This is a genomic window from Neobacillus driksii (assembly GCF_013409995.1).
GTDB lineage: Bacteria > Bacillota > Bacilli > Bacillales > Cytobacillaceae > Neobacillus > Neobacillus driksii.
The window spans coordinates 37,385-54,298 of sequence record NZ_JACCBX010000009.1 but is presented as its reverse complement, the minus strand read 5'-3'; the positions used below and the strand labels follow the sequence as shown (position 1 = coordinate 54,298).

Here is a 16,914-nt window from a genome sequence, read left to right as displayed (position 1 = left end):
GTTATTTTACTGAAGTAATAGCTTGATAGCCTGCCGCTCTATAAATCTGTTCGGTCAGTGCGACGACTTCCTTAGCGAATTCCCCAGGAACCTTGACTTCAGTAATGCCTAGGATGGCATCGATAAAGCTTTTGTCTGAATTGTTTGTTTGTGGAGGAAGCTCATGGATAATCGCTTCATTTCCTAATCGGCGAAGAACAATCTTGCCATTGTCATAAAAAATCGCTCCATTCTCTCCACAGAAAACATAGGTTTCATGCCAGCATGGAGCATTTCCAACAATATTTAAACCTGCCACTACATTGTTTTCAAAGCGGATCGTTGTAAAAGAATCCAGCTCTACATGCGTTTTATGCTTTTCTAATTTACATTCGACTTCAAGCGGTTTTAAACCCGTCGTCCACAAAAGTACATCGACAATGTGACTTCCCGAATCCATCAGCATTCCGCCGCCGGATAACGATGGATTCTGCCGCCAGGTACCTGTGGTCAAGTGTTTCCAATCCTGGTATAAAGAAGCGGTGACTGATGTAAGCTTTCCAATTGTTCCTTTTGAGAGTGCTTCCCGAATGTAAAGAAAGCTAGGCTCAAAATGTCTTTGATAAGATACTTGCAGAACCCTCTTTGCCTTTTTTGCCAATTCAATCAGCTGCTCTGCTTCATCTAAAGTACAAGCCATTGGTTTTTCAATTAACACATGGCATCCATGTTGAATCGAATCCACCACCTGTTGATAATGCAGGGTATGCGGCGAACAAATAAGCACCGCATCCATTGGGATTGTTTCCAACATATCTTGATGATCGTTAAATTCATCAATCTGCTCAAGGTTGAATTTTCCGATCAATTGTTTGCGATTTTCCAGACTTGGGTCAGCTACCGCAACAATCTGAGCGGTATTTATTTCCCTCAATTGTTTGACATGCACATGAGAAATACCACCCGTTCCAATAATACCTACTCTAACAGTTTCCATCTCTTACACCCCACTTTGAATCCTATTAAAACCCTCATTAATTCGTAACAAAGGAAGATTTCTCTTGGAAGTAAACGGCTTTTCCTGTTTTAGCAGATTCATAGATAGCCTCTAAGATTTGCGTGACTACATATGCTTGTTCCGGCTTTACCACAGGCTCTGTGTCATTGAGAATTGTATCAATCCAAAGTCTTGCTTCTAGATCGGCATCTGATTCTGAATCTCCATCATAAAAGGCTACTCCCCCAGCACCGAGTTCAACATTGGTGGTATAAAGCTTTCCGAAGCTTTCCCCGTTGATTCTAAGTCCATCCTTCATATCGGCTCCGCCCTCTGTACCGCTAAGTGAGCATTTTGCTTCATCCTCATCTAGAGAGTTTAAAGCCCAGCTTGCCTCGAGCACAATGGTAGCGCCATTTTCCATCGTAATAAAGCCAAATGCAGAATCCTCAACGGTAAATTTTTCAGGTTCCCATGGCCCCCATGCATTGGCAGCATTTTTCTTTTGGCTTAATTTATGATACGTGTTACCCATCACAGATTTAGGTTTATAGTTATTCATCATCCATAATGTTAAATCGAGGGCATGGGTACCAATATCAATTAACGGGCCGCCGCCTTGTTTTTCTTCATCCAAAAACACACCCCATGTTGGAACGGCACGTCGGCGAATCGCATGTGCCTTCGCAAAATAGATCTCCCCTAAATCCCCGCGATCACATACTTGATGTAAATACTGGCTATCAGGTCGGAAACGATTGTTATACCCGATTGTCAGTTTTTTTCCAGAGCGTTTTGCCGCCTCAACCATGGTTCGTGCTTCAGCAGACGTCTTTGCCATAGGCTTTTCACACATCACATGCTTACCCGAATCCAGCGAAGCAACAGATATTTCCGCATGAGAATCATTCGGCGTAAGGACATGAACCACCTCAATCGCTTTGTCCTGGATAAGTTCACGATAATCCTTATACACCTTTGCGTCAGGAATTCCGTACTCGGCCGCCGCTTTTTCAGCTCTTTCAATCAGAACATCACAAAAGGCAACTAATTCAACATGCTTCAGCTTAGATAAACTTGGCATATGTTTTCCATTTGCGATACCGCCACAACCTACAATTGCTACTTTTACTGTTCTTGTCATCTTTAAGTCCTCCTGTGTTTTTATTTAAAATAAATAGCAAGATGTTCTTTAGCCTTGATAATTCCTTGCTGTTCTTTCTCTAAAGACCCCCAATAGCGATGATCTTCTAGTTCTATACTAATCGGACCCTGATAACCGACCTTTTCTAAACGCACAGCTACCTTTGCCCAATCCACATCTCCTTGCCCAGGAATGGTGTATCTCCATGATCCTTCAGAAAAATCATAGTTTACTCCAAAAGTGGCAGTAATGTTGCCGCACTCATATTGTTCATCATATAAAATTTCAGTGTCTTTACCATGACAATAATTAATTCTGTCACCAAATTCACTTAAAACCCGTAAATGGTCAATCCCTAGCCTTACTAAGTGGGAAGGATCATAATTGATTCCGAAATGTTTAGACGGAATTTCATTGAACATCGCTCTTAGCATTTCTGGTGTACAGCCTAAAGTTGGATAATACGGAGCTGGCCCCGGCCACCCTTCTAAGGCAATATAAATGTTCTCTTGTTCCGCATGCTTCACGATAGTAGGAAATGTTTCTTTCCAGATTTCAAACGCTTTTTTTCTCGGCATCGTAATATCTTCCGGAACCAGACACATAAACATGACTTTTCCACCAAGCTCAGAAATTTCTGTCATTTGAGATTTTAGAGCGTTCACTGCTTCTTCACGACTTTTCGTATCTGCGCTTAAGAGCTTTGTGCTGCCAACCGCTCCTACACCATCAATCGATCCGACCTCAAGCCCAGCATTTTCTAATACATCTTTCACTTCTTGGTTATAAACTGGAACATCGATTACATCTAGGCCAATACTAGCAGCGAATCTTGCGACAGACTCCATTCCTTCGGCACCGATCTTTGGTGAAATTCTCATTCCTATTTTCTTATTCATATGAACAACCTCCTACTATTTAAAATAAATATTAATAGATTCCTATTTAATTCCACTAAAAGTAATTCCTTTAATAAATGTTTTTTGTAAAAAGAAGAATAGTATGATAACAGGTACTGTCATCATCGTTGATACAGCCATCATAAGTCCCCACTCAGAACCCTTCTGGCTTTGGAATTGCTGTAAACCTAGAGATAAAGTGTATTGCACAGAATCGGTTAAATAGAGTAATGGTCCGATAAAGTCTGTCCAACTGGCCATGAATTGAAATAAACCTACAGCCAATACCGCTGGTTTTGCTAGTGGAAGCATGATTTGCCAATAGATTCTGAATTCGCTGGCGCCATCTATCTTCGCAGCCTCTCTTAAGCTATCAGGTAAGCCCATAAAAAACTGCCTTAACAGGAAGATGTAAAAAGGGATTCCGAAAAATGCTGGGATGATTAATGGATAAGGCGTACCTACTAACCCTAATTTTTCAAACAATAAAAATAATGGAATCATCGTTACTTGCCCAGGAATCATCATGACGCCAATGGTAATGATAAAAAGGATATTCCTTCCTGGCCACTTTAGTTTCGCGAAGCTATAGGCGACAATCGGACATGATAATACAGCTCCAATGGTACTGACCAGGGTAATAATGGTGGTGTTTTTTAGATAAGTAAAAAATGGGATATAATTCATGGCATCGATATAATTGCTCCACTTAACGGGCTTCGGAATCCATTCAGGCGGAAAAGTAAATACTTGTGTCAAAGGTTTTAATGACGTTGATACCATCCAGATAAATGGAATCATAAAGAAAAACGATGCGATGATTAGTACCAAATGTGCTGAAAAACGTGTTACTTTCTTTTTCCTGGTTCCATCCATTTTTTCTCCTCCCTTATTTGCCTTGATAGTGAACCCATCGCTTGGATGTGATAAATACAAAGGCCGTTAATGCCATAATGATGACAAATAAAACCCATGCCATGGCCGATGCATAGCCCATTTTAAAGAATTTAAAGCCATTATCGTATAAATACATGACATAAAATGTTAATGAATTGGCTGGTGTCCCTTTCCCTTGTGTCAATGTGTAAGGCAGTGTAAATTGCTGGAAGGCACCTATAATTCCCATTACCAAATTAAAAAAGATAACTGGTGTTAGTAGAGGAATTGTAATATGAAAGGTTTTTTGGAACCAGTTCGCTCCGTCTACTTCTGCTGCATCATAATAATCTTCTGGAATATCTCCCAGCCCCGCTAAATAGATGACTACTGCCTGACCTATTCCCCACAATGACATGAGAATCAATGAAGGCTTAGACCATGTCTCACTTCCAAGCCATGACGGCCCATCAATACCGATCGTGCTTAAAACTCCGTTTACTAGCCCAAACCCTGGATTTAACAGCCACATCCATAGAACTGCCAATGCTACATGTGGAACGAGAGTCGGAAGGAAGAAAATGGTTCGGTAAACAGCCATCCCTTTTACTTTCATGTTCAGCATCATGGCGAGTGCCACACCAAAGATGATTCCTAATGGGACATAAAACACCGCAAAGTAAACGGTATTATAAACCGATTTCCAAAATAATTCATCATTCATTAGATTTTTGTAATTCTGCAAACCTACGAATTCACCAGGCTGAAGGATACTGTAGGATGTAAAGCTAAAATAGATGGATGAAAACAAAGGAATTGCGTAAAAAACCAGTAAACCAATAATCCAAGGTGAGACAAATAAAAATCCGGTTTTGTATTCCCCCCAATTACCCAGCCTTTTCTTAGCAGTGATGTTTATTTGTTTGTTAGGTCCTGTTTTAGGAGAGTTCATATTTTCAGCCAATGGTATGTCACCTTTCACATTAATCACCGCTCCTCCCGAATATTCTGTTCCGGGAGGAGAAAAACTCCTCCCTTTCTTATCCAGTAAGTTCTTATTTACTTAGTTCTTTATTTACTTTTTCATTCACTTTTGTTAATAGCTCTTCTGGCGTTCCATTTCCACGAGTTGCATTTTCTACCGCACTGGCCAGTTCGTTCCAATATAACGAGCCTTGTGTCATTACTGGTCGATGGTGAGAAACAGGTAAAATATTAACAAACTCTTTTAAGATTGGGTCTTCTTTATAACCTAGTTCTTCATTGACGGAATCAATGACAGAGAAGTCTCTCGCGATGCCACTGAAAATCTTTTGACCTTCTTCCCCGCCGAAGAACTTCAGAAATTTCCATGCAGCCTCTTTATTCTCCGCACCTTTAGGAATGACAACGGACCATCCTCCTGACCAAGTTGTATGATTTTCACCTGTTGGAGTTGGGATAGGAAATACCCCATATTTCAAGTCCGGTTTGAATTTCTTAATTGCGGAAACCTCCCACGGTCCACTTACCTTCATGCTTAATTGGCCCGTTAAGAATGGGTCCATGGCACCCTGACCTTGTGAATCAGTAAAACCAGCGATATCCTCAACATTATATTTCTTAGCAAAATCGGTCATCCACTGAAGAGCATCTACTAACTTTGGATCATTTGCTGTAGCTTTATTTGTTTCAGGATTATAGAATTCTCCGCCGAATGACCAACCCCAGCCATAAAACCAACCTTGGCCAAACCATGGAATAAAGCCAATTCGTTCAAAGCGCTTACCTTTTTTCTTCGTTAATTTTTCCGCAGCAGCTTCTAATTCAGCAATGGTTGTTGGAGGGTTTTCTGGGTCTAATCCCACTTCTTTGAAATGGTCTATATTAAAATACACAAGCCTTGAATCCGTAGTGGTAGGGATTCCGTACAGTTTACCTTGATAACTGGCCTCATCCCAAGCAAAAGGATAGTAGCTTTCCTTTTTAACTCCGCTGGATTCCGCTAATTGTGTCAAATCCTCCAAAGATCCTTGCGCTGCCCAGGATCCGATCTCAAAACGGTCGAAGTATGCGACATCTGGAGGATTTCCACCGGAAATGGCCGTCATTAATTTTTCATTTTGTCCTTCACCTTGATTTGCTGTATAGACAGCATTGATTTTGATATCTGGATTCTGTTTCTCAAACTCCTTAATGACTGCATCCACCGCTTCGCCCGTAACATCTGTCATTGGGTGCCAAAAAGTTACAGTTGTTTGATTTTTACTCCCTTTCTCTGAAGAGTTCGATTTGGAGGAGCATCCAGTAAGAATCATAGATAAAGTCAGCACGATCATTAATGCTATTGCTCCAATTCTTTTTTTCTTTTGCTTCATGTCCATCCCCCTGCTTTCTTATTAGTTTTTCATATTCCTTTTTATGTACTTTCATAGTTGAATCATTAATAAAAGCGCTTTCAAATTTACCTTTTAAAAAATCTAAGTTAAATGGTATAACAACTATAACTTGTTATTATTAATGGTATATTGATAGATTACCAACTACACACAGACATGTCAACATACTTTTTGAAAATTCTTTCTTTTTAGTTCTTAAGCATTTTTACAGTATTTTTGTTTAGAGAGCAACAAAAAAAGCAATCCTTTCACAAAGGATTGCTTTCGTATTTATATTCGCTGATTTGGCGCAGATGATTTTCCTTCAATCAAAGTAAAATCTATCACAGTATGCTTGGGAATTTTCTCGCCCTTTAATTGCTTCAATAATAGATCAACGGCCTTTTTGCCCATTTCTTCCTCATGTTGATGGATATGCGTAAAAAGCGACTGATCAAAACGGTCCTCTGGGCAGTCGAAACATACAATAGAATAATCTTCGGGAATTTCTTTTCCCAGCTTTTTTAATACATTCATTAGCGTTAAAGACAAATAATATTCACTCACCACAAAGGCCGTGACTTCCGGATTATTTAGAATAAATTGTTTAATCGAATGAAAGTCGGCTTTCATATTACTTTCCGAGTGATCCACGTACTGTGGTAAGGAACTGATCAGATCAATTAATAAAAAGTCAGGATTCATTTTCAAACCTTGCTTTGAAAAAGCAATATGAAACCCTTGGAGTCTCTCCTCTAGCGTAGAATTCCCGCTAGGAGACGGTGAAAGGAATGCGATTTCCTTATGACCTAACGTGAATAAATAATTCGTTAAGGTTTCACAGGCGGATTGATTGTTTGTACAAACGGAGCTAGCAGGAATACCTTTCAAGTAACGATCCACTAATACTATTGGATAGTCCTTTACCACTAGTTTTAATATTTCTGTATTGTAATGTTCGCCGTGCACCGGAAAGATGATGAGTCCATCCACACCACTTTTTACAAGATCGATGATAGCATTTTCCTCTTCTTTGGTGTTCCCTCCAGTACGTCGGATAATCAAGTTGCAATTATTTTGCATACAAATTTTTTCTATCGTTTTTACTAGATTTAACCCAAATGCATTATCAAAGTCAGGTATGATAAGGGCGACTAATTTACTAGTTGTAAGACTGGAACTTTGATAGCCATTGGAAGAGGACTCCATATTTTCTTGCTGCTGATGGGCGACAAATGAGCCTTTTCCTCTTATCCGCTCAATGATGTTATTTTGAGCAAGCAAATCTAATGCCTTTTTTGATGTAATTCTACTTACATCGAATTCTACAGCCAATTCCTTTTCCGAAAGTACTCGATCTCCCTCCATTAAATGACCTTGCTTAATTTGATCGATGATATATTCATATATTTTTTCATATAAGGGAGTACTCATACGCATTTCACCTTTTAAAGTTGATATATTTATTATATATAAATATATCATCTTAATGCTAGTAAAACAATATAGTTATTTTTGACTAGTTAAAAAGTTATATTCTACCATTTGAGAATTTACCGCTTTTATCGGTTGGGTGATCAGGGTAAGCACCTGAGTTGATAAATAGGCGGAAGAATTCCGCTTAATTCGTAATTAGTATTAAAAAAAGAGTAAATAGACGGAGAAATTCCGCCTATTTACTCGAAAAATTCAAAATTGGGAGATTTTTCTTTGGTTAAGCGGAAATCTCCGCTTATTTCCCCCGTAATGAGCTCCATTCTGCATCTAACCGGAAAAACTCCGCTTATTTTACTCGATTAATTTTTGATGCCAATACGACTTTCATCTCTTTACGTATCTCAAGAAAAGCACTCAAAACGGAATCCTTTACAATTATACAAGAAACGTTTTCTAAAAAATCAACCTATCTAATTAATTGTTTCTCTTTTATAGGTTTGGTTTCCTTGCTTAATTTGATGATTTCACCCATAATACTTATCGCAATTTCTTCTGTTGTTTCCGCACCAATCTCCAATCCAATTGGAGAATGAACCCGCTCTAGCTGTTCTTGTGCGATACCTTCACTTTTTAATTTCTCAAATATCGTTATCACCTTGCGTTTGCTTGCCACCATCCCAACATAGGCGATTGGAAATTGCAGTGCTGTTTTTAATACTCGGTCATCACCATCTTTTGTCACAATGATCACATAGGACTTTTCATTTAGGTTTGCCGCTAGTAATGCCTCTTCAATATCCTCGTTGACGAAAATGTTTGTGGCATTTGGAAAGCGTTCCTTAGTTGCGTAACCAACCCGGTCATCGACAATGCAATAAGGAAGTTCAAGGGAATCGGCAAGCTTTGATAGCGCATGTGCTAAGTGACCGGCTCCAGCCAGAACGAGTTCAGGTCTGCTTGTATAGACCTCGATAAACACCCTAAGTGTTCCGCCACAATTCATTTGAATTCCATCTTTTGCGTGTTTATTTAGTTTGTATTCAACGATTTTCGATTTGCCGATTTGGAGTGCTTTAACACTCTCTTCAATGATAAAGTGTTCTGCCAAGCCCCCTCCGACAGTACCTTCAATTGTACCGTCCCGGAATACAATCATTTTTCCAACATGCCTGGGAGTCGAGCCCTTTGATTCAATAATCATGGCTAGTGCAAAAGTTTCGTTTTGACGATTCAGCATGGCGACTTTTTCCATCAGCAGCATAAATAAGCTCCCCCCTTTAACCTTAAATGTGTTGAATATGTGTTGAGTTGGTAAGGAAATAACGTAATAGATTTAAAGCCACTGTTTTTCTGTATATAGCAGTGGAACGCTGATCATCGATTGGTTTGATGATTTTATCAAAGGCAGCTACAACCTTTGCAATATCCATATCTGTTACTGGTATGGTCTTACCTAGCAGCTTTTTCTCAATCTCATTGGAACGGATCATCGTAGGTCCAACCGCTCCGAAAGCGAAGCGAACATCCTCAATGACAGCACCTTTTGTCCGGATATATCCTGCAAACCCTACTTTGGCTATGGCATCTGCATTGCGGTTGCCCACCTTCTCAAAAACCACATGAGCACCTTCTTCTAAAACCGACGGCAAAATTATTTCAGTCAGAATTTCATTCGGCTCACGCTGCACTCTTCGCACACCTTGAATAAATTCACAAATCGGAACGATTCGATCCCCATTAACTGAGCGCAGCAAAAGTTTTGCGTTGTATACATACAATAAAGGCAGTGTGTCACCCGCTGGAGAGGCATTGCAAATATTGCCTCCCAATGTCCCTCTGTTTCGAATCGCCGGAGCTGCAATTGTTTTGATTGCCTTTTTCAACGGCATTGGGATTAACGGGTCTCGGAGTAATTCGCTATACGTACAGCAGGCACCAATATGGAGATCGTTACCATTTTGATTCACCTGCTTTAGCTCAAGAAGATGATCAATAAAAATAATGGGTTTCGTAATTTTTGGCGGTACACCCCTACGACTTTTGTGCATGACCATGACATCGGTGCCCCCGGCAACAATCGCACAGTTTGCTTTATTCAATTGGCTCAAGGTTTCTTCTAAACGGTCAAATCGATAGGCGATTATTGTTTCTTCCATAAGCCGTCCCCTTTTTTAGCCGCCATGTTGATTGCTTCAACAATCATATTGTAGCCCGTACATCGGCAAAGATTTCCGGATATCCCTTCACGAATTTCATCCTCAGAAGGATGTGGGTTTTGGGATAATAAAGCTGCACTGGCCATGACCATCCCGGGTATGCAGTAACCGCATTGGACTCCTCCGGCTTCGGAATAACTCTCATCTAAAATCTTAAATTGATCTGACTCCATGATTCCCTCAATCGTTACAACTTCGGCTCCATCGATGGAGCCAATTGGAATCAGACAGCTGTTTTGCAATAGGTTATTGACAAAAACACTACAGGCTCCACATTCTCCTTCTCCGCAGCCTTCCTTTGTACCTATTAAGGTAAAATCCTCTCTTATTACATCTAATAATCTTGCAGTTGGAGGAGCGTCAGTTTCTATTTTTCTTCCATTTAGGTTGAACTTTATCATCCTTCTTCACCTTCTTTCATCCAAAGACTTTCAATAATGACTTCAGGTGTGATTGGAATTTGTTGAAAAGAAGTTTGTAATGCATCCTCAATCGCCGCTTGGACGGCAGGAGCACCGCCAATTAACGTCAATTCACCTGCACCCTTTGCCCCGTATGGACCGTCCGCATACGGGTTATCAAAAACCTTGCTTTGTATAGTAACCACGTCCATTGAAGTCGGCGGTCCATAGTCCGTAATGCTTTTTTGTTGTATCCTGCCTTCTTTTGAGGTCATTTTTTCTAGATACCCGTAGGCTAAACCTTGTGCTAAGCCACCATCAATTTGCCCTTTCATCACCCTGTCATCAATGACTTTTCCTACTTCATAATTGGCATATACTTTTTCCAGCTTTACATTTCCGGTTAACGTATCCACTTCTACTTCCACAAAATTCACGCCCCATGAATATGCCGGATAGGCGTCTCCTGTAAATGTTTTTTCGTCCCATGGAATCATTTCACGGTGAACATAGTCCTCCGTTACTTCCTGTTCTACCCCTGTTAGCCACTGAGCCTTTAGTTTTTTTGCAGCACGTTCCAGTAACTTTCCGACGATCATTGTCGTCCTAGAGGCTACCGTCGGACCTGAGTCGGGGACCTCTTTTGTATCGGGATAAGGGTACAAAACTTCTTCGTATGGGAGGTCGAGTTCTTTGGCGACGATTTTACTCAGCGTTGTGAAAATGCCTTGTCCCATGTCAGAATTTGATATTTTAAGTGACACTTGATTGTCTTTAGATTTATAGAGCTTAACCTTTGCTTTTATGTGATCTCGTTCACCACTGCCTGTAAACCCACACCCGTGGAGGAACAACGACGTTCCAATCCCTTTTTTATAACGCTGGTTTTGTTGATTAAAGGTTTGAAACTCTGCTTTTTTCTTTTTGTAATTGGATGCGTTTAGCAAGTCCTCAATCATATCTTCCATTAATATTGGATCGCGGAAATTTCCTTTGGTAATCGTGGGGTCTCCCTGTTGAACGAGGTATTTTCGTTTATAGTCAAGTGGGTCGATGTTTGCTCGTTTACTAAGATGACCGATATGACTTTCGATTCCAGCAAAGCTTTGCGGCGCACCAAAGCCTCTGAAGGCACCGTTCGGTACAGTATTGGTTTTTAAGACATAGCCTTTTGCATGAAAATGCGGAATTTTATACACACCAGCACTGTTTAGTAAGGCGCGCTGCAGTACGACTGAGCTCAATCCCACATTCGCTCCGCCATCGAGAAATACCTCTACACACATGCTCATGATATTTCCTTCCTTATCAAGTGCTGTTCGATATTTGAGTTTGGCCGGATGTCTTTTCGTAGTGACGACCATATCCTCAGAACGGTCGAACACGAGCATGACCGATTTCTTGACCGCCTTTGCAGCAACGGCTACATGACAGGCCATCATCGAAGGAAACTCTTCCTTGCCCCCGAAACCACCGCCAGTTGGGCTTTGAACCACCCTAACATCATCATCGCCACACGCTAAGGCGGTTATCAATGCATTTTTTATATAGTAGAGACACTGCATCGATCCCTGGACTACAATTTCATCTTCCTTATATATGCCCAGCATTCCTTGCGGTTCAAGGTAAACATGCTCCTGATATCCCGTATTATATTCTTCTTCGATAATTTGACATGCACCCTGCTCAATGGCTGAAATGCTTTCTAAGCTTTCCCCAAATTCATAGCTTGCCATAGTTACCCCGGGTGATGACTTTTGTTTGATTGCTTCGTCCAATGTAAAAATCGCCTGATGTTCTTCCAATTCCATTTTCACTTCATCCAGCAAACGGTATAAGATATCAAGGTCTTTTCCTACGAGCATGAGAATCGGCTCACCAATATAATTGACCCACTCATTGGCAAATATGGGCTGATCTTCTTTAATAATTTTGACATAATTCGGTCCGGTGATATGCTCTGCACCAACCGCTTCATATCCTTCAGGAAGGTCTGGCAGTTGTATCGATTTGATTTTTCCATAAGCAATGGGCGAACGATACAAAACACCATAAACCATATTTTCCACTTTCACATCACTAATATAAGCCAACTGGCCAGATACCTTACCTTTATGGTCCTTTTTGGGCACTGAGGTGCTTATGTTTTTAAGATTCACGTTCCAACAACACCCTTCGACTCATTTTTAAAGAAGATACAAGATTAATAGAACCTCTTCCTACGATTTTATAAATCAGAATGATGTTTTATGATAAATTTCATCGAAGAAATTCGTTCTTTTCATTATATTTTAAAGTCGGGGAACATTACTTAACTGTGTAAGGGATCTTGACAAAGAATTTTGATTTAACGTTTCCCTGGGCATAAAAGTGAAAACGTTCACAAAATAATGTGGTAATCGCTTTCAAAATCGTTTATAATTATATTAAAATTACAACTTGAGAGGTGAAACAGCATGAAAGAATATATATTTCTTCTTGAAGAACCGGTGGGTAACAAAGAAATAAAGATCATAGCATCAGGAATGACGGAAGCCTTCAAAAAAGCAAAGGCACTTCGAAAAACTATTGTCGAAGATACTAAATTAAAGGTAAATATGATTTTAAAAGGAGTTAGATATACGGATTAACCTTAGTTTAAAATAGATTGAAAGGAATAATCCTACACATATGATCTTTTTAAGATTAAGAGAAGATAAATAAAGGAGAACACATTCGCTGGTTACGGAAATGTGTTCTCCTTTATATTTATATTTTTAAATAATAATTGATAAAACGCGAATATATCGTGAAACTTACGTTTTCTTATAATAATCAATGGCTTGTTGGTAATCTTCCTGAGTATCTACATCCATGATTATCCCCTGGTCATCTACACTGATGTATTCCCTATTGAAACCATTAAGCACCATACGCAAATTACTTTCCGGATCGGTTTCGAGAATTTTTTGTTTTACTAATCTTGATAATTTAATAGGATGACCACCTTTATAATGAAAGCTAGGAATCACAACATCCCCTTTGTGGTCCGCTAGCAGCTGAATTGTCTCCCTTTTAACAAGCGGACAATCTCCGGGTGTTATAAAGAAGGTTGGGACATTTACTTCGTTGCATCCCTTTTGGATGGAACTGAACATTCCTTGGTTAAAGTTTTCATTGTAAACAAACTTTAACTGAAATGAATAACTATTTTTATTATTGATTTTTTCGATTTCCTCTTTGATAAACTGAGCATGAAACCCAGCTACGACGATGACTCTGCTGCATACTCCTTCAAATTTAGAAATCGTATACTCCAACACAGTCTTTTGCCCAAGGGGCAACATCATTTTAAATGCATTCGCTCGACTGGAATATCCAGCAGCTAAGACGATTGCTTCCATTATTCTCACCTCACTATGGCCATGGGGACGGTTCCAGTGGATCTACCTTTTGTTTCATCAAGCTAAGAGAAACTGTCCCTCTGGAGTTTTCCATAATTTTATCATTAACACTATTAGTCTGCCTAAGATTATTTCGTATTTGGGTTACTGGGAACTTTTTGCTATCATTGAACATAGGTAGTACCAAGGAGGACGTGGAATGAACAACGTAAACGAATTATTTCGTGATAGAGTAGGTATCGCTCAAGAAAAAAAAATCACGTTTGACTATTTAAATACAGTACTTGAAAAAACTGCAAAGACCATTCCTTTTGAGAACCTATGTATTATCGAAAAAAGAACGAAGGAAATTACAATAGAAAATTTAACGAGTAAATTACTTCAACAAAACGAGGGCGGGCTTTGTTACGAACTTAATACAATTCTTTACCTTTTCTTGACTGAAAATGGGATTAGCCCCTCCCTAGTCCGCGGAGTCACTTATAATCATATGAGTCAACAATGGAGTGGGACTGGGAATACTCATGTGCTCAATCTAATTACTCATAATGGGCAGATCTATCTTGTTGATACTGGTTTCGGAGGGAATTTACCATTAAAACCTATTCCGTTAAGCGGAGAGACTGTTTCCTCTAGTAATGGAGAATTTAGAGTGGAACGAACAGACAGTGAACATGGGGATAATATTTTGTACATGAAATTAAATCGCAATGACGAGGATTGGAAAATAGGTTACGCTTTTAATTCTAAAGAGTCGATTCAAAATATATCTGAATTAAATGAAGTTCAAAGAATTATCGTGGAACATCCTGAATCTGCATTTAATAAGAAACCTTTAATCACAAAGATAACAGATAAAGGAAACATAACCTTAACTGACACTTCGTTTACACAATGGGTCGATCGTACATTGAATAAGGAAAACATCGATGAAAAACGATTTAATGAAATAAGAAAAGACTATTTTAACCTTTAAGCACCTTCCCCATGGAGTCTTGAGTTCTACAAAAATAGCAAAGGATTACGATTATAATGGTACATAACAATAAATACATTGATGAAATACTGGTACAATACTTCCCCGCAAGCAGTTGGGTAACAAGGGTTGGTCAAAGTGGTGTAAACAATACGACCCGATTTGTTCTTGTTGATCATGAACAATATGTACTCCGCGTTTACGAAACCCATCAGGATGTAGATAAGGTGAAGTATGAACATGCTATTTTAGTTGCTTTAGCAGAAATGCCTCTACCTTTTTCTATATCCAAGCCCATCCAAACAACGAATGGAAAAACGTTTGTTCGAACAGGGGATGGAAAGATTGCCGGTTTATTTCGGTACTTGGATGGTGTAAACCCTGCTCTGGATGTAGCAGCTAAGATTCATTCATTTGGGAGAACTGCTGCACTATTGTCAGCTTCGCTCGCACAGGTACATATTCAGCAGCGTCCGGCCTACAGACCGTATTATGAGATTGAAAGTACTCATCCTCGTTGTTCATTACAGGATGTCCTAAGCTTTTGCAAAAATCCTCCGAAGGAATTTTCGGAACTGAGAACAGATTTATTAGTTATACATGAACAGCTGAATTCTTTCATTGAGCAAGTTCCAGCTATAAGACAATTGCCACATCAGCTTGTCCACGGCGATATGAACGCGTCCAACATTCTCGTCAATCAAGATGATATTGTGACAGCTGTTCTTGATTTTGAATTTGTTACAAACGATTTACGGGTGATGGAACTGGCTGTTTGCTTATCAGACTTCATCCAACCTAGCGAAGAAGCAACCACTACTTGGGCAAATATTCATTCATTTCTTTCCGGTTATGGGCAATCACTAAAATTAACAGAAGCTGAAATTGAAGCTGTTCCCACCCTCATCCAACTGAGGAGTCTCGACGTATTCATTCATTTTTTTGGTCGTTATTTGGATCAGGTCAGCTCCCTTGACATTGTTAAGGAATATATTCAAAAGTGTGCGATACGATGTAATTGGATTATGGATAATAAAAACAAGCTGATCACCTTATGTACTGATAATATGTTAGATGTAAAGTAGTTAAAAACCTGAAAACTATGTGGACGGTTCTATCGATCAACATTTTTGTTTAAGCTAAACCATTAGAACCGTCCACATGAAACCCTATGTCCACTTCAATATTGATTGAAACAATAATCCCACGGCAAAAAGCAGCAGCATGAAATGTATGTAGTTTAATCTGCGCTTTCGTTTATTTTTAAGAAATATCCATATCCAAAGAATAGCTAAAACGATATGAATCCAGTCCAGTACATGTTCATCTCCTGCCATTAGTACCATCTCCTATGAACAATGATCAGCAACTCATGCAAATACAATCGTTTTATTACCATGAACTAGTACTTTATCTTCAACATGCCAGGAAACGGCTTCGGCGAGAACTCTCTTTTCTACATGACGTCCCGCGGTCTTTAAATCCGCTGCTGTATAGCGGTGATTAATACGCTGGACATCTTGCTCGATTATCGGTCCTTCATCAAGATCATTCGTTACATAATGTGCGGTGGCTCCTATTAACTTGACCCCGCGGTTAAACGCTCTTACATAAGGGTTTGCTCCAACAAAAGCAGGTAAAAAAGAGTGATGAATGTTAATGATTTGTTTTGGATAATGGGAAATGAATTTAGGAGAAAGAATCTGCATATACCTGGCCAAAACAATAAAATCCACTTTTCCTTTTAACAATTCTAAGGCTTTCTGTTCGGCCTCTTCTTTCGAATCTTGTGACAGCGGGATATGATAAAAAGGGATGCCATACCCCTCAACCATCTCTTTTAAATCAGGATGATTGCTGACTACCATTGGGATATCCACAGGAATTTCATTCGATTTCCACCGCCAAATAAGCTCAGTGAGACAGTGGTCCGCTTTGGAAACAAAGATGGCCATTCGCTTCCTTCTTTCATTACTGCTCAACTGCCAATCCAACGCATAATCCCGCGCCAGCTCATCGAGATCATTTTCAATTTTTTTATAAGTAGAATCATATTCTTCTAAATCAAACTCAATCCGCATAAAAAATATACCTGCTTGAGGATCTGTTGTATGTTGATCAAAATGTACAATATTGGCTTTGTGTTCTAATAAAAAATTCGTTACAGTCGAGATAATCCCTGGCTTTTCTGGACAAGAGATTAATAATTTTGCACGGTTCGGCTTTACTTTTGTGTTCATTGCTATCCT

Annotated in this window: 17 protein-coding genes; 3 read left to right on the top strand and 14 right to left on the bottom strand. The window is 39.5% G+C overall.

Annotated features, from left to right (window positions below):
- Position 1 precedes the first annotated feature (1 nt).
- From F4694_RS20030 to F4694_RS19980, 11 genes are all read right to left on the bottom strand, one after another.
- The gene (locus F4694_RS20030; protein ID WP_179601197.1) at positions 2-976 is read right to left on the bottom strand and encodes a Gfo/Idh/MocA family protein; all 975 of its coding nucleotides are present in this window, start codon (positions 974-976) and stop codon (positions 2-4) included.
- 37 nt (positions 977-1,013) lie between these two features.
- On the bottom strand, positions 1,014-2,120 hold the full coding sequence (locus F4694_RS20025) for a Gfo/Idh/MocA family protein (protein ID WP_179601192.1): 1,107 nt from the start codon (positions 2,118-2,120) through the stop codon (positions 1,014-1,016).
- Positions 2,121-2,140: 20 nt separating this feature from the next.
- Positions 2,141-3,019 (bottom strand): sugar phosphate isomerase/epimerase family protein, encoded by an 879-nt coding sequence (locus F4694_RS20020; protein WP_179601190.1) that lies wholly within the window; start codon positions 3,017-3,019, stop codon positions 2,141-2,143.
- A gap of 42 nt (positions 3,020-3,061) precedes the next feature.
- On the bottom strand, positions 3,062-3,895 hold the full coding sequence (locus F4694_RS20015) for a carbohydrate ABC transporter permease (protein ID WP_179601188.1): 834 nt from the start codon (positions 3,893-3,895) through the stop codon (positions 3,062-3,064).
- A 13-nt stretch (positions 3,896-3,908) separates the two neighbouring features.
- Positions 3,909-4,886, bottom strand: coding sequence for a carbohydrate ABC transporter permease (locus F4694_RS20010; protein WP_308806425.1), 978 nt, complete (start codon positions 4,884-4,886; stop codon positions 3,909-3,911).
- Between the two features lie 64 nt (positions 4,887-4,950).
- Positions 4,951-6,252 (bottom strand): ABC transporter substrate-binding protein, encoded by a 1,302-nt coding sequence (locus F4694_RS20005; protein WP_257029320.1) that lies wholly within the window; start codon positions 6,250-6,252, stop codon positions 4,951-4,953.
- A 291-nt stretch (positions 6,253-6,543) separates the two neighbouring features.
- Positions 6,544-7,686 (bottom strand): GntR family transcriptional regulator, encoded by a 1,143-nt coding sequence (locus tag F4694_RS20000; protein WP_179601186.1) that lies wholly within the window; start codon positions 7,684-7,686, stop codon positions 6,544-6,546.
- Positions 7,687-8,155: 469 nt separating this feature from the next.
- A complete protein-coding gene (locus tag F4694_RS19995) occupies positions 8,156-8,950 on the bottom strand; it encodes an XdhC family protein (protein ID WP_179601184.1) in 795 nt (264 codons plus the stop codon).
- 22 nt (positions 8,951-8,972) lie between these two features.
- Positions 8,973-9,845: an FAD binding domain-containing protein gene (locus F4694_RS19990; protein WP_179601182.1), complete on the bottom strand. Its 873-nt coding sequence runs from the start codon at positions 9,843-9,845 to the stop codon at positions 8,973-8,975.
- A complete protein-coding gene (locus tag F4694_RS19985) occupies positions 9,830-10,306 on the bottom strand; it encodes a (2Fe-2S)-binding protein (protein WP_179601180.1) in 477 nt (158 codons plus the stop codon). Before F4694_RS19985 ends, F4694_RS19990 begins: the two co-directional genes overlap by 16 nt.
- Positions 10,303-12,465 (bottom strand): xanthine dehydrogenase family protein molybdopterin-binding subunit, encoded by a 2,163-nt coding sequence (locus F4694_RS19980; protein ID WP_179601178.1) that lies wholly within the window; start codon positions 12,463-12,465, stop codon positions 10,303-10,305. Before F4694_RS19980 ends, F4694_RS19985 begins: the two co-directional genes overlap by 4 nt.
- 297 nt (positions 12,466-12,762) lie before the next feature.
- On the opposite strand from F4694_RS19980, the gene F4694_RS19975 reads away from it, so the two are divergent.
- A complete protein-coding gene (locus F4694_RS19975; RefSeq protein ID WP_179601176.1) occupies positions 12,763-12,936 on the top strand; it encodes a hypothetical protein in 174 nt (57 codons plus the stop codon).
- A 165-nt stretch (positions 12,937-13,101) separates the two neighbouring features.
- On the opposite strand, the gene F4694_RS19970 is transcribed toward F4694_RS19975, so the two are convergent.
- The gene (locus tag F4694_RS19970) at positions 13,102-13,689 is read right to left on the bottom strand and encodes a nucleotidyltransferase family protein (protein ID WP_179601174.1); all 588 of its coding nucleotides are present in this window, start codon (positions 13,687-13,689) and stop codon (positions 13,102-13,104) included.
- A gap of 199 nt (positions 13,690-13,888) precedes the next feature.
- On the opposite strand from F4694_RS19970, the gene F4694_RS19965 reads away from it, so the two are divergent.
- Positions 13,889-14,665: an arylamine N-acetyltransferase family protein gene (locus F4694_RS19965; protein WP_179601172.1), complete on the top strand. Its 777-nt coding sequence runs from the start codon at positions 13,889-13,891 to the stop codon at positions 14,663-14,665.
- Positions 14,666-14,721: 56 nt separating this feature from the next.
- A complete protein-coding gene (locus F4694_RS19960; RefSeq protein WP_179601170.1) occupies positions 14,722-15,750 on the top strand; it encodes a phosphotransferase in 1,029 nt (342 codons plus the stop codon).
- 84 nt (positions 15,751-15,834) lie between these two features.
- Here the strand turns inward: F4694_RS19960 and F4694_RS19955 are convergent, their stop codons facing one another.
- A complete protein-coding gene (locus F4694_RS19955; RefSeq protein ID WP_179601168.1) occupies positions 15,835-16,002 on the bottom strand; it encodes a hypothetical protein in 168 nt (55 codons plus the stop codon).
- 33 nt (positions 16,003-16,035) lie between these two features.
- Entirely contained in the window at positions 16,036-16,905 is an 870-nt protein-coding gene (gene purU, locus F4694_RS19950; protein ID WP_179601166.1) for a formyltetrahydrofolate deformylase, read from the bottom strand.
- Between the last annotated feature and the right edge of the window lie 9 nt (positions 16,906-16,914).